Origin of the sequence: Granulicella sp. dw_53 (genome assembly GCF_018449545.1) — a bacterium.
Lineage (GTDB): Bacteria > Acidobacteriota > Terriglobia > Terriglobales > Acidobacteriaceae > Edaphobacter.
Window position 1 is genome coordinate 119390 of sequence record NZ_JAAVUR010000002.1, and the last position, 14798, is coordinate 134187.

At 55.0% G+C, this 14798-nt stretch carries 9 protein-coding genes; 6 read left to right on the plus strand and 3 right to left on the minus strand.

Annotated features, from left to right (window positions below; translation table 11 throughout):
- Positions 1–69: 69 nt before the first annotated feature.
- The 3 genes from HB393_RS03435 to HB393_RS03445 are packed head-to-tail and all read left to right on the plus strand — an operon-like array spanning position 70 to position 5830.
- Positions 70–1377, plus strand: coding sequence for a TolC family protein (locus HB393_RS03435; protein WP_213803764.1), 1308 nt, complete (start codon positions 70–72; stop codon positions 1375–1377).
- Positions 1378–1385: 8 nt separating this feature from the next.
- Entirely contained in the window at positions 1386–2705 is a 1320-nt protein-coding gene (locus tag HB393_RS03440) for an efflux RND transporter periplasmic adaptor subunit (protein WP_345945009.1), read from the plus strand.
- Positions 2702–5830 carry an efflux RND transporter permease subunit gene (locus HB393_RS03445; protein ID WP_213803766.1) on the plus strand — a complete coding sequence of 1043 codons (3129 nt, stop codon included), beginning with the start codon at positions 2702–2704 and terminating at the stop codon, positions 5828–5830. Before HB393_RS03440 ends, HB393_RS03445 begins: the two co-directional genes overlap by 4 nt.
- A gap of 57 nt (positions 5831–5887) precedes the next feature.
- On the opposite strand, the gene HB393_RS03450 is transcribed toward HB393_RS03445, so the two are convergent.
- From HB393_RS03450 to HB393_RS03460, 3 genes are all read right to left on the minus strand, one after another.
- Entirely contained in the window at positions 5888–6934 is a 1047-nt protein-coding gene (locus HB393_RS03450; RefSeq protein ID WP_213803767.1) for a YncE family protein, read from the minus strand.
- A 94-nt stretch (positions 6935–7028) separates the two neighbouring features.
- Positions 7029–8453, minus strand: coding sequence for a HAMP domain-containing sensor histidine kinase (locus tag HB393_RS03455; RefSeq protein ID WP_213803768.1), 1425 nt, complete (start codon positions 8451–8453; stop codon positions 7029–7031).
- The gene (locus HB393_RS03460; protein WP_213803769.1) at positions 8450–9139 is read right to left on the minus strand and encodes a response regulator transcription factor; all 690 of its coding nucleotides are present in this window, start codon (positions 9137–9139) and stop codon (positions 8450–8452) included. The genes HB393_RS03455 and HB393_RS03460 overlap by 4 nt, the downstream gene beginning before the upstream one ends.
- A gap of 542 nt (positions 9140–9681) precedes the next feature.
- Here HB393_RS03460 and HB393_RS03465 point away from each other — a divergent pair.
- From HB393_RS03465 to HB393_RS03475, 3 genes are all read left to right on the plus strand, one after another.
- Complete coding sequence (locus HB393_RS03465) at positions 9682–11229, plus strand: FAD-binding protein (RefSeq protein WP_213803770.1); 1548 nt, start codon at positions 9682–9684, stop codon at positions 11227–11229.
- A 34-nt stretch (positions 11230–11263) separates the two neighbouring features.
- Positions 11264–12442, plus strand: coding sequence for a beta-propeller fold lactonase family protein (locus tag HB393_RS03470; protein WP_213803771.1), 1179 nt, complete (start codon positions 11264–11266; stop codon positions 12440–12442).
- 1061 nt (positions 12443–13503) lie between these two features.
- Positions 13504–14679: a lactonase family protein gene (locus tag HB393_RS03475; RefSeq protein WP_213803772.1), complete on the plus strand. Its 1176-nt coding sequence runs from the start codon at positions 13504–13506 to the stop codon at positions 14677–14679.
- Positions 14680–14798: the final 119 nt, after the last annotated feature.

Sequence of the window (14798 nt, forward strand, 5' to 3'; positions counted from 1 at the left end):
ATTTTCGAGGATTCAATTTGCTTCAAGGTGGGCCGCATTCTTATCTTCATTGGATGTTCGCTTATAGGAATGATTTTTTCTGTAGGGTCTGCTCAGTGTCTTGCGCAGGATGTGACAATAGCGCAATCTGCTCCTGTGATTACGTTGGACGAGGCGATTCGGAGGGCTCAATCGAATGAGCCGGTGTTTGCCGCGGCGCTCGCCGATAAAAAGATAGCTGCACTCGACCGCTCGATTGCTCGCACGGCGTTTCTTCCGTCTGCTGTTTATCACAATCAGATGCTCTACACGCAGCCGAACGGCCAGAGCAATCAGGGTGGGCAGGCTGGCTCACAACCTGCTCCGATCTTCATCGCCAACAATGCAGTTCATGAGTACACCAGTCAGGCCGTGGTCAACGAGACGATAGGGCTGCAGCAGGTTGCGGGCCTTAAGGCGGCAACGGCAGTTGCTGCAAGAACAGAGGCGGAATTCGAGATCTCGCGTAGAGGTCTTGTGGCGACGGTTGTAGCACTGTACTACGGTGTGGCGGATACAGAGAGTAAGGCAGCTCTTCTCGATGAGGGTTTGCGGGAGGCGACGGAGTTCACCGATCTGACACGGAAGAGGGAGGCAGCCCGCGAGGCGGCGCACGCAGATGTTGTGAAGGCTCAGCTACAACAACAGCAGCGGCAGCGAGATTTGGCGGATGCACGCTTGTTAGCGGACAAGACTCGACTGGAACTGGCGGTGTTACTCTTCCCCGATCCGCATACACAATATGTCACCGAATCTGGAACAGTTGTGCGGCCACTTCCTGAACGAAGAGAGGTGGAGGTGGCGGCCGGCAACAATAACGCCGAGTTGAAGAGTGCGTTGGCGAGTCTTCACGAGAGTGATGCAGCGGTGCTCTCCGCGCGGGCCGCGTACCTTCCCGATCTCGCATTGAACTTCAACTACGGTATCGACGCTCCGCAATTTGCCAAGCGGGGTCCTGATGATGTTCGGAATCTCGGTTACTCGATGAGTGCGACCGTCGATATTCCAGTATGGGATTGGCTTTCGACTCAAAAGCGGATCAAGCAGAGCAATATTCGACGGGATGCGGTTAAGGTCGCTCTCTCGAATACTCAGCGCCGTCTTATTGCAACTTTGGATGATGCGTATGCCGAGGCCGCTGCGGCGCACGCGCAGATCGATCTCCTCGAGGAGAGCTCTCGCACGGCCGAGGAGAGTCTTCGGTTAACCAAGCTACGGTACAGCAGCGGCGAAGGAACGGTGCTTGAAGTGGTGGACGCGCAGAATGCACTTATCGTGGCGAGGAGTGCAGAGGCGGATGGGACTATGCGCTACGAAAATGCATTGGCAACTCTACAGACTCTGACTGGAACACTATGAGGAAAGCCGTGAGCTTAGGACGACATACGATATTAGTGTTGCGGGAGACTGGTCTATTTGCGCCAAAGATCTGGCTGCTGAGTGGCGCGCTTGCAATTTCAGGTCTCTGTGGATGTAAGAAGACAGCAGAGACCGTGGATGTCTCTGAGGTGAGTGTTAAGGCGGAAAGGCCCGAGCAGGGCGATATCTCCGAGCACATCATGGCCGATGCGACGTTGTCGCCGTTGGCGCAAGCCGCTATCTCGCCAAAGATTACGGCGCCCGTCCGACGATTCTATGTTCAGCGTGGTTCACCTGTTCGGAGCGGGCAACTCCTGGCTGTCTTGGAGAATAGTGATTTGGCCGCCGCCGCTCTCGATAACAAAGGCAGCTATGCAGCAGCACAGGCGGCCTTTCATATGCAGACGGAGGCGCAGGTCCCTGAGGATTATCAGAAGGCGCAGCTCGATGTGGCGCAGAGCAAGGCCACCCTGGATCTGAATCAAAGCATCGTCAGTGCACGTCGGCAGCTCTTCGCTCAAGGTGCTATACCAGGCAGGGATTTGGACATGGCTACCGCTGCTCTCGTTCAGGCGAACGCAGCGTACGATGCAGCGACAAGGCATCTGCAATCCTTGCAGATGGTAAGCAGGAAGGCCACTCTTGAACAGGCTGAGGGGCAACTTACATCGGCGAAGGGTAAGTATGCTGGCGCCGAGGCCCAGGTATCTTACTCTGAGATACGAAGTCCTATCGATGGGATCGTAACCGACCGGACTCTTTTTACAGGTGAGACGGCTGCCGCTGGCAGTGCACTGCTAACGGTGATGGATACGTCGGCGCTACTGGCAAAGCTTCACCTTTCGCAGATCATGGCTCAGCGGCTCAAGCTAGGTGACGACGCGACTGTGATGGTTCCCGGGGTAGCTGAACCTATACCGGCAAGGGTGGCTCTTATTAGTCCCGCGCTGGATCCTGGAAGCACGACGGTCGAGATTTGGCTCCGGATCGACAACCGAGATGGAAGCCTCAAGGCAGGAACGCCGGTGCGAACCTCGATCACCGGCCGCACAGTTCCAGCGGCTATCAAGATTCCGCTGGCCGCGGTGCTGACGGCTCAGGATGGAAGTAAGTCGGTTATGAGGATCGGTTCCGATGGTACGGCCCATCGCAAGAGCGTCAAGCTGGGGATTCAGAATGGCGAGGAGGTACAGGTGCTCTCCGGTTTGGTGATGAGCGACTTGGTCATCACGGAGGGTGCCTATGGACTCGACGATGGTACGAAGGTAAGTGTAGCCAAGGATGAAGACGAGAAGCCTGCGGCTGGCCAGGGTGGACAGTCAAAATGATTCTTCAAGAGAGCAGCCCTGTAGTGCATGACGATGAGAACTTCTGGCTCTTAAGGTACCGAGGACCGATCTTCTTTTTTCTTATAGTGCTATCGCTGGCTGGTGTCTACCTGGCGCAGAGGGTACCCATTTCTGTCTTTCCAGAGACGAATTTTCCGCGAGTCGTCATTGGTGTCGATAACGGAGTTATGCCGGTCGAGCAGATGCAGGTGACTATTACAAAGCCGATTGAGGACGCCATTAATTCGGTCCCGGGGCTACTTACTGTGCGTTCCACGACTAGCCGAGGGTCGGCAGAGATAAGTCTATTCTTCGACTGGAATCAGGATATGTTTCATACGCTTCAGTTGGTGGATGCGGCTCTCAGCAAGGTCGGGCAGGCACTTCCAACGACCGCTAAGATTACGACGAATCGACTTACTTTTGCGACGTTTCCTATCCTTGGTTATAGCCTCAGTTCGGATACCTTGTCGCCTACTCAGCTATGGGAGCTGGCTACCTATCAGTTGAAGCCGCCGATCAATAGGGTGAGTGATGTGAGTACGGTAACAGTGCAGGGAGGGAAGGTCCCGGAATTTCATCTGACTCCGAATCTAGCTCGCATGCAGGCAGCAGGTGTGACGATTCTTGATTTGGTTAATGCGGTGCAAGCCTCCAATATCATCGACTCTCCTGGGCTATACGAAGCTGACCATCAGCTGATCCTGGGCCTCGTGGGAGCTCAGGTGCATGATGCGGTTCATCTTGGTCAATTGGTGGTAAAGATGACAGCGGGCGGGGCGCCGGTAAGAGTCGCGGACGTCGCAACTGTTCAACCGGGGACTCTTCCTGTCTACACCGCTGTGACAGCGAATGGCAGACCATCGATACTTCTCAATATTGCGCGTCAGCCTTCCAGTAACACGGTGGCCGTCGCCGATGCTGTTGCCACGGAGGTGGATCAGCTCAAAAAAGTATTACCCGCTGGGGTTAAGTTAGAGCCGTTTTACGATCAGTCCGCCCTCGTTCGCGAAAGCATCAGGAGCGTGCGGGATGCGATTATGATTGGCTTGCTGCTTGCCTGCATCATTCTCTTTCTATTTCTGGGGGATTGGACGTCATCACTGGTTGCTGGCTTGGTCATCCCAGTAACCGTTGCAATCACTGTGCTTTTCCTGTGGCTCATCGGCCAGAGCTTTAATCTAATGACCCTCGGCGGCTTGGCAGCCGCGATTGGTCTGGTTATTGACGATGCGATCGTTGTCGTCGAAAACATCGTCTTGCATCGCGACGCAGGGGAGAGCCGAACTCAAGCTGTTCGTCTGGCTTTGCGTGAGATTATGGCGCCGTTGATCGGCTCCACCATCACTCCGGTTGTGGTCTTCCTTCCTTTGATCTCAGTCACTGGTGTTACCGGCAGCTTCTTTCGCGCGCTGGCAATCACGATGACGGCTTCTCTATTGACCTCCCTCCTTCTAGCTCTGACCTGGACTCCGGGGCTGAGCCTTGTTCTGCTAAGAGATCGCCGATCTCCCCTTCCAGAAGACACTCAACACGCGCAACCTGGTCCAGGTCGCATTATGAGCCGTGTCCTCCATTGGCATGGAATCGCGCTCGAATGGTCACTCCGGCGGCCAATGGCTCTGCTGGGTATTTGTGTGCTGTTGGTAGGCGGAACGTACGTTGCGTATCGAGGATTGGGTTCCGATCTGCTCCCCGAGATGGACGAGGGCGGTTTTATTCTCGACTACATTATGCCCGCTGGCAGTTCTCTCAGCGAGACGGATCGGGTTCTTACTCATGTCGAAAAAATTCTGCATGACATGCCGGAAGTAGAGACCACGTCGCGAAGGACCGGCCTGCAGATGGGCCTGGCGGCAGTGACGGAGGCAAATACCGGCGATATGACGGTTCGCCTCAAGACTTCACGCAGCCGCGGAATCGATGAGGTGATTGCAGATGCCCGCGCTGAGATCAAGAAGACTGAGCCCGAATTAGATGTGGAGTTCACGCAGGTGCTGCAAGACATGATCGGGGATCTCTCTAACGCTCCGGAGCCGATTCAGATCAAGATCTTTGCAGGGGATCCAGCGCTTCTGCAACAACTGGGACCACGGGTCGCGACAGCCATCGGAAAGATCAAGGGAGTCGTCGATGTGCAGAACGGAATCGACAATACCATCAGCGGTCCAGCGACTAGCTTTGAAGTCGATCCGGTGGTGGCGGCTCGGCTGGGGTTCACGCCGATGGAGGTCGCCGAAGACGCTACTTCTATCTTAGATGGCGTCACGACGACAGATCCGGTGATCGCGAACGGCCACCCCTACACCATTCGAGTGCGGCTCGGCGATGAGACGCGAACGTCCTTAGATGCGATTGAGAATACGGTCTTCAATAGCTCCAGCGGTAAGACTGCATCCTTGGGTTCGCTTGCCCAGATTCAGCAGTTGCCGCCTCAAAATGAGATTCGCCGGGAGAACCTTCAGCAGCTAGTTGTCGTCACAGGACGGTTGGAAGGCTCGGACCTTGGCACGGCGATGGTCCAGGTACAGAAGACGGTCATGGATATGCATCTGCCGACTTCTGTTCGAGTTGAATACGGCGGCACTTATCAGGAGCAGCAGAGGTCTTTCCGCGATTTGCTACAGGTACTGTTTCTTTCTCTGGCTCTCGTTTTTGGGGTCCTGCTCGTTGAGTTCCGTAATTTCTTTGCTCCGCTAGCGATTCTTATCTCTTCGATCCTCTCGATCGCCGGAGTTGTCTTTGCCCTGCTGATCACGAATACGACTTTTAATGTCGCCTCGTTCATGGGCGTCATCATGGTGATCGGTATCGTTGCCAAGAATGGCATTCTCTTGCTCGACGCGGACGAACGGTTTCGTAAGGAAGGCATATCTGCCCGCGATGCGATGGTACATGCCGCGCAACGCCGGCTGCGCCCTATCGTCATGACAGCTACCGCAGCGATCTGCGGCATGCTTCCGCTGGCCTTTGCCCTTGGGGCGGGGTCTCAAATGTTGCAGCCGCTCGCGATCGCTGTTATCGGTGGCCTGCTCATCTCCATGTTGCTGAGCCTGATCGTCACACCAATCGTTTACTACCTTCTTACAAGCGGCCGCGAAGCCACTAAGTTGGAAGCTCTATAGAGCCAGGTAAGGCCCGAAGTTATGCTCCGGGCCTTACCAACAGGAATCATGGAAAGACTACCGTCCTATAACCAGCACAGTAAAGCTCCCAGGGATCACGGCGGGACGTGGATGAGGAACCGCCACAGTGGCCGCAGGAGTAGGACCGAACTCCGCGGTGACTAAGTAGAGGCGACCTGTACCCGGATCGAGAGTCATGGTACGCGCTCCTTTTGCTGTCTTAAGTGTCTGCGTCGTCGGATATTTTCCAGAGCTAGTGTCGACGACAGAGAGCGTCGCATCGCCTCCGTTGGAGGAGAAAGCTACGTTGTATCGCGCGTCGAAGCCTGCGGCATCGGGAGAGTCTCCGATTGTTGGTGTTGCCAGAACTTTGCCGCTGAGGGAGTCCGTTACTGCCATCTTGCCTCCGTCGCAGACCGAGAATAAACGATGTCCGGGTATATCGAACGCGAGACCCGATGGAGATTCGCATCCAGCGAGAGGCCAGTTTTCCAGGACCTTTTTTGTCCGCGCATCCATTTTTACGATCTCATTTTTATCTTCGATGTTGACGTATACAGCTCCTCTCCCATCTACCGCCGGGAACTCAGGCTTGCCCGGGAGGGAGATCGTTGCGACGATCTGACGGCTGGTGGCATCGACCACGCTGACGTTTTTGCTTCTTCCATTGAAGGCCCACACCGTGTGAGTTGATGGTTCAAAGGCGATACCATCTGGGTTGGTCCCTACCGGAATGGTAGCAAGGGTTTGGAGATTACTGCGATCGAAGACAACCACGGCGTTACCTGCGCCGTCACTAATGTAGCCAATTTTTCCATCCGCATCCAATGCGACGCCGTGGGTACTCTTCATGCCAGTTACGGCACCTATGACTTTGCCAGTTTGTATGTCCAGAACCTCTACCCGCGCGTTATGTGTCACGTAAAGTCTGTGTGCAGGTCCATCAGCGAGGAGATAGTCCCAGCTACCTTCGCCGCCAATCTTCCATCGGTCGATGATGTGATATTGGCTCTGACCATGCAACGAAGGTGGACAGAGAATTGCAAGACTACCGAGAGCAGCCAGAGAGAATAAAAGTTTACGAGAACGGGAATGGCGTGACATAAACTGCTCCGAGAGGGGCTCGGCAGAGTGGCGCTGCCGGCAGCACCAGTCTCGCATTGCAAGCTTAAGACAGCCTGAAGGTAAGCGGTATAAATTAGGGCTTTGTCTGAATCCGCGACGGCAATCGAACTGAGACGCGGGTACCTCTGCCAACTACGCTGCTGATCGTAATACTTCCTCCAACCCGATCACATATCGCTTTACAGATTGCCAGTCCCAGGCCGGTTCCGCCGCTCTTGCGATCGCGTGAGGAGTCTGCCCGGAAGAAAGGCTCGAAGATACGTGGGAGAACTTCCTCGGGGATGCCTTCTCCTTCATCTTTAACGGACATCGTCATAAAGCCATCCATGTCTTCCAGGTTGATCGAAACCAAGGATTCGGCAGAGCTGTGTTGCAGGGCATTATGGAGCAGGTTTGAGGCGAGAAGTCTACACTCTTCTCCGTCGATACAGACTTGCGTCGATGTGGTCCTGGTAAGGTTGACAGATATTTTCTTAAGCTCGGCGAGGGAAGAAAAGCGATGAATTGTCTCCTCAGCAAACATTGCCATATCGACTGGTTCATTTGGTAGAGAGATGCGGTGATCTGACTCGTATTCAACTCGCGCTAGAGTCAACATCTCGAGAACGGCACTTTCAAGGCGGCCGCAATCTTCAAGGCACACGGCAAGTCCACTCCGATAGTCTTCTGCAGTGCGCTCTCGCATCGTGAGTAGTTGTAGAGACGATTTTATGATCGCTACATCGGTCTTCAATTCATGTGCGGCGTCGCTCGTAAATCGTCGTTGCTGAGAGAAGGATTGTTCGAGCCGGGCCAAGGTGGTTTCTATTGCTTTTGTGAGTGGTGCGAGCTCGCGCGTTGACCGGGCGATATCGGGTGGATTGAATGACCATTGTTTGATAGAGATTCCGGCAGCCTCAGATGCAAGCTGATGCAGCGGAGCGAGCGCTCGTTGCAGGAACCAAGCAATTAGCACCGCGGTGGTGATGAGAAGGAGCAGAGACAAGAAGGAGTAAAAGCGAACTGCTTCGTATATCTCTCGCCAGACTTGTGTGGTGGGAGAGCCATATAGCACAGTAATATTCCGTCTGATCCCCCCGTGTTCGCCGGGGTCGACAATCCTGACGGTGTCTATTCGCACAAAGCGGTAGTCCAGCTTGTTTATCGTTGTATGGTATACGCCTCTTTTGCTTTTGGACCCGATCACTTCGGCAGTGACTTCTTGCGGCCATGTCTGCGAGTGACCGAGGGTACGGCTGTTGTCTTCCTGGACTGCAAATAGATCGCCACTGGGGACGGTGATACTGCGCGTATCGAGCACCAGGTTATCGTCTGCGTCGTCAGCATCTGCTACAGCTCCCAGCAGAGATTCGGCCCGCCCGTGAAGCATAACGTCAAAGGCGCGAAAATGAATGTGGCGCTCATAAAATACACTCGTCACAGTCACCGCAAGAGCGGCGATTGTCTCTGCGAAGAGAACGCCGGCGATGATCCTGCGGGAGATGGATGTGAATTTCAAGACGAAGGCTCCTGGATTGCATCCAGCCGGTATCCACGTTGACGTACGGTCTCGATCAAGCTTCGAGCGCTATCCGCATTGAGCTTGCGCCTTAGATTTGATATGTGAGCCTCAATGACGTTTGAGTGATGAGCCCAGTTGTAATCATAAAGGTGTTCGAGCAACTCCTGTTTTGATACCAGGGCGCGGGGACGGTGCATGAGGTATTCGAGGATTCGGTATTCTGTCCGAGTTAGGTCCAATAGCCGGCCACTTCGGAGTGCTGTCTGTTCTACCGTATTTATTTCGAGATCGAAGATCTTAAGTTGGGAGCTGGCTCCCCCCTTGCCACGTCGAATCAAGACCTTAACTCGTGCCATCAGTTCTCCCAAGTCGAAAGGCTTGGTCAGGTAGTCGTCTGCACCGGCGTTTAGAAGTTGAATGATGGATTCTGTACCCTCGCGGGCGGTTAAAATTAGTACGGGTGTCATGTTCTTACGGGCGCGAATATGCCGCAACATCGAAAGACCATCCTGTCTGGGGAGCATGAGATCCAGAATAATTGCGTCGTAGTGATCGTTCAGTGCCAGATGCTCTCCTTCTAGACCGTCTCTTGCGTGGTCAACAGCGAAGCCAGCTCCTTCACGCAATGCCGATCCTAGATTTTCGGCAAGTCTGAGCTCATCTTCAACTATGAGAACGCGCAAAGTATCACCATTTGGCAGAAACGAATTTTGTAAGTCATGTCGGCTTGCTCGAAGTTAGAAATCGATATCGCGGCGTGTACGATTAAACGTCTTTGGCCTCTCCAGGCCGATAGAAGGACTATCAACCACTCAAGTGTAACCATCGAGGCAAACAAGCGAAATCAATATGACGCCGGAACCTAGCAGCTCATTCCATAATGCCGAACCCTAGCTTAAGACAACCTGAAGACGAACTCGATTGGCCGATTCGCATCAGAACGGGCCAAGGCGATATGCAGCAATGAAAGAGAGAAGCGCCAGCATTTAAAGGTGTTCAAATCGGCAGGGAAGATTCGGCGCGAGAGGTAGGCCATAAGGCCTACGCGAACCTGTGGAATTTTGCCTATAGTCGACTGAAATGTCGAAGTTAGAGTGGTGGGAGTTTCCGTTCTTGCAAATCGCTTCCATTGCGAGATTTCTTTAGAGATGGCTTATCTCTTATTCGCAGATGGAGCTGTGTGTCTGCTTGAAGGTATCGCCTGCCATCGAGGGTTAGGAGCAGCATGTCGATTGAAACTGTGACTCGAAGCGATCCGCGTTATCGCACCTTAGTTAAAGGCAAAAACTCACGCTTTCCGGCTTCCGAGGCGGATACGGCGAGCCGAATTGAGCTTTGCGACAACGCGGCGGATGTTGCGACGGCGTTGCAAAGGGCGGTGAGTGAAGGACTGCGACCTACGGTGCGAAGTGGGGGACATTGTTATGAGGACTTCGTATACAACAATCCCGGTGGGGTCGTTCTCGATCTGAGTCTGTTCACGGAGACGACGTCTTTGCCTGATTCGCCGAGGTATCGGATTGCGGCTGGTGCGCAGCTTGGAGGCGTCTACTCTGATCTGTACAAGCGCTACGGCGTTACTTTGCCTGGTGGGACGTGCGGTTCCGTGGCGGCTGGAGGACATATCAGCGGTGGAGGATATGGACTTTTGTCGCGGTTGCAGGGGCTGACGTGCGATTGGCTTTCGGCGGTCGACGTGTTGACCGTCGACGCTAAAGGGAAGGTCGTTGAGCGGAGGGTAGACCGCAAGCATGATCCGGATCTGCTGCGTGCGTGCCGCGGAGCTGGCGGCGGAAACTTCGGGATCATTACGAACTACTTCTTTGACGAATTGCCACCTGCTCCGCAGGAGGTGATTACGGCCAGCATCATCTTTTCCTGGCTCGATATGACCGAGGAGAGATTTGAGTCGATTTTGAAGACCTACGGAAATTATTGGGAGACGCGAGGCAAGGACCGGGAGACGTGGGGGTTATTTACGCTGTTTGGTGTGACGCATCGTACGGCGGGCCACTTTGGTATCTCCATTCAGTTCTGCAATCCTGACGGGACGTGTAAGGACCTGAAGGTCTTGGATGAGTTCATCGGTTTATTTCAGGCTTGCAAGCCAGTGCCAAGTACTCCAGGGACAGTTGAGGTGGTTGGAGGTGAGAGGGCGTTGCACCATGGACAGCCCGATGCGTGTTGGGGGCAGCAGATGATGAGTCGTCATCTGTGGTTGGACGCGAACGTTCGGGGGTGGACTGGCGGAGGAGCGGGCGGTGAGCAGAGAGGGAAGTATAAGTCCAGCTACATGCGGCGCAACTTTACCTCTGCGGAGATTGCTTGCTTCTATAAACATCTGACGCGAACGATTCCTGGAGTGGATCTTAGCCGCTCGACGGTCTCGGTGGATTCGTATGGAGGAGCTACGAACCGGAAGGAGCTGATCGAGGAGACGTCTATGCCGCAACGTGACTCGGTGATGAAGCTGCAGTTTATGACGTTCTGGAACCAGGAGCAGGAGGACGCTGCTCACGCGGAGTGGATTCAGGAGTTCTTCGCCGAGCTCTATTCCGGTCCGGATGCTCATGCGCAGTATCGAGGAACTCCTTATTGGAACGATCACTATGAGGGGTGTTATATCAACTATCCGGATAAGGATATGCTGCGTCATTCGTTCTGGCCGCAACTGTTCTATGGTGATAAAGGACTTGTTCCGGCGTTGCAAAGTGTGAAGCGGCGTTATGATCCGAACAACATCTTTCATCATGCCATGTCGATACGCGCATGAGTGAAGTGGCTGGAAGAACAGAGGAGAGACGAGGATGAGGGAGCGCTTGATGTTGAGCCGAAGAGATTTTGTTCGGATGACGGGATGCATGTCTCTTGGTGCGATGAGTCTGCGTTCTCCTTCGCTGATACGAACTGGTGAGCGTCTTCCGCGGTTTGCTTATGTCGGTCATACAGGGTGTTTTCAGGACGGTTCGGGATGCGGCATTGGGGTTTTTGCGGTGGATCGCGAGGGTTGGAGGCAGACTGGACTCGTTGCGAGTCATTCTCCTTCGTTTTTGACGCTGCATCCGAATGAGCGCTTTCTCTATGCGATTCATGAGGTGGATCGATATGAGAATCTGCCGACCGGGATTGCTGAGGCTTTTTCGATCGATGAGAGAGATGGAAGTCTCACGCTGCTGAACCGGCAGCCGATGTCGTTGTCTGCGACTTCGCCCCGGCATGCCGCGGTTTCACCCGATGGAGGTTCTCTGGTGGTCGCGGTGCATGGAGGCGGGATGTATAACGTGCTTCCGGTTGAGGCGGATGGCCGGTTGGGGCGCGTTTCGGGGATCCTGAAGGAGACGGGTTCCGGGCCTTTGGAGGCGCATCAAGAGTCGGCGCATCCGCAGATGGTGGTCTTCGATGGGACCGGGAGGCGAGTGGTCGGCGCTGATCTGGGCAGCGACCGGTTGAGCGTGTTTACGCTGGATGAGGGCGGGCTTGCGGTTACGCAGCGGCGAGAGGTGGTTGCTGGCAGCGGACCGCGTCAGATGGAGTTTCATCCGCGAGGGCATCTGCTCTTCGTGGCGAATGGGTTGGAAGGCTCGGTCTCCTGCTATGGATATGACGTTGCGCAGGGAACGATCTCGGGGCTGAAGCAGCATGTGTTTCTGCATCGCGACCGTGGCGTTGCTGAGGAGAGCAACGTTGTGATGGCGATGCATCCGTCGGGACGGTTCTTGTATACGAGTCGGCCAGAGAGCGGTGAAGGCATTGCTGTCTGGGGGATCGATGCCGAGACGGGAGCGTTGCGAGCTGTTTCGTTTGAGAGCTCTGCGCCGGTGCATGCGATGACAGTGGCGGCGGATGGAGGCAGTCTGCTGGCGGTTAGCCGGGCGGGTGGAGGCGTGGTTCGGTGGCGCGTCGATCCGGTGGGTGGCAGGTTGAGTGAGCCTGTTTCGATGGCTGCTATGCAGACTCCTATGAGTCTGGCTGTGAAGTATCTGTAGACGGGCGTTCGCTGCTCCGCTGTGCCTTCGGGGGGTACCCCCCTTGGGGGGTATTTGGGCGTAAGCGGTTTATTTTCTGCTGTTTAGGCTGGTCATTTGGCCGCAACTCGTTGCATTAACAGGTAGTTATGTCCAAATACGAGATATGCAAGGGGTTAGCTTCACCTGGAATGGATTGAGAAGGAGCCTGTTGCTTTCCGCACTGGGCGGAGTTTTGCTTCTACTTCTATTTTAGCGGGGGGAAGATAACTTAAGTGCCAGTTGGATGTTGTTCATTTGTTTTGGGTTAAGTGGATTTGGGGGTTGACATTGGGTTTTGCTGGGGATTTTGAGGGATTTTTTGTAAGTGGTTGGTTGGGTTGGGGTTGGTTAACAAGGGCGAATACGGGGCCTTTACTGCGTTCATGTGACAGCGCAAACAGGCGACAGCAAGGATGACGGCGTGAAACAAGCAACAGCAAGTGTGGTTGTGGGAGGGTTTGTGGATCCCACCCTTCGCAAGTGCGCGAAGGATGGGGCACCCGGGCGTTGGTGCTGGTCTGTGAAGGGTCAGAACAAGCAACGGCAAGTGCAACCGCAGGTCTTTCGACTGCGCCCTCGCGATGAAGCTGCGAGGGCTTCGCTCAAGATGACAAATTTGTGGGGTCTTTTGTGGTTCTTTTGTTAAAGCGATGTGGTTGAGAGAGGGTGTTTGGTCCCAACCCTTCGCGAGAGACAAAGGCGCGAAGGATCGGGCACCCGGGCTGTTGAGGTTGGGGAGGGCGAGATTGGGTCGGGTGAGGGTATTGATTTTTTGGTTGATTTTGGGTTGGGATAGGAAGACGGTCGGGCTTTTGCCCGATACCCCACCCTATTTGCGATGAGACTGCAAAAAGGGTGGGGCACCCGCTTTTGTGCTGGCTTCGTTCTTTTGTGGGTGGGTTTGTCGCTTGCGGCTAGGTTAGCCTTTGCGGTTGAGCTAACCTTTTGCGGGTGGGTTTGTTTTTGTGGTTGAGTTTGTCTTTTGTGGCTGAGGTTTGGTTGGTTTTGTGGCAGGGATATTGATTGGGAGGTTGGAGCGGATGAGGATTTCTGGGCGGGTTTCCAGGCGTGGTTTTTTGCGGGGTGTGGCTTTTTCGGGGTTGACGGTGGCGGCGGAGCCCTGGCTGGCTTTTGCCAAGGATTTGGATTCGGGCAAGCTGCTTTTGGTGGGGACGCAAACGGATGCGCCCAGTTCGAGCAAGGGGATTTACGCTTACCGGTTTGAGGCTGGGAGTGGGGAGTTGCAGCAGATCGGGCTGGCGGTGGAGGCGGTCGATCCTACCTTTCTGGCGTTGGCTCCTGATGGCCGGATGGTCTATTCAGTGAACGAGGTGGAGAGTTCTGAGGGCAAGGCGGGTGGGACGGTGTCGAGTTTTACGCTGGATAAGAGGAAGGCCAGCATGCGGCTGGTGAACGAGGCCTTCTCCAAGGGGGGCGGGCCGACGCATATTGCGGTGGATCATACGGGGCGGTGTGTCTTCGCGGCGAACTATGGTGGAGGGAGTGTCGCTTCGTTCGCGGTGGGGGCGAATGGCCATCTGAGCGAGGCAGTGTCGTTCTTTCAGTACAGTGCGGATGCGGCGCGGCAGGAGAGGAAGCCGCATGCGCACCGGGTGACGGTGTCGCCGGATAATCGCTTTTTGCTGGTGAACGACCTGGGGCTGGATGAGATACATGTCTACCGGCTGGATGCCGCGACGGCGAAGTTGACTCCCAACGATCCCCTCCATTGGAGGGCGACGGTAGGCTATGGGCCGAGGGCGCTCCAGTTTCATCCGAACGGCAGGTGGGCCTATTGCGTGAATGAGCTGAAGCCGACGGTGAATGTCCTGGGGTGGGACAGCGAGCGGGGTACGCTTACGACGTTGCAGGATATCTCACTGGTTCCGCAGGGATATCACGGAGACGCCGCGCCGTCTGACATCGTCTTCGACAAGGAGGCTCGTTTTGCGTATGTCGCGAGCCGGCTGGACGATTTTATGGCGACGTTCTCGGTGTCTCCGGAGGACGGGAGGCTGACGCTGCTGGAGCATACCTCGTGCGGAGGAAAGAGGCCGCGGCACATTGCGCTGGATCCGAGCGGCGGTTGGCTGCTGGTCGCGAACCAGGATACGGACGAGATCGCGGTGTTTGCGCGGGATAAGAAGACTGGCCGGCTGGCGCATACTGGAAAGAACTTTCCTTTGGCGAAGCCGCAGTGCCTGGTCTTCGTTTAATTAACGGTTGGCGGACGCGCTGGAGACGGCGCAGCCGCTTACGAATCTGGTTTCTCTTCGTATTACTCTTCGTCTGGACTTAAATCTGACGAACCAGCTGTATTGTGCCGATAGTTAAG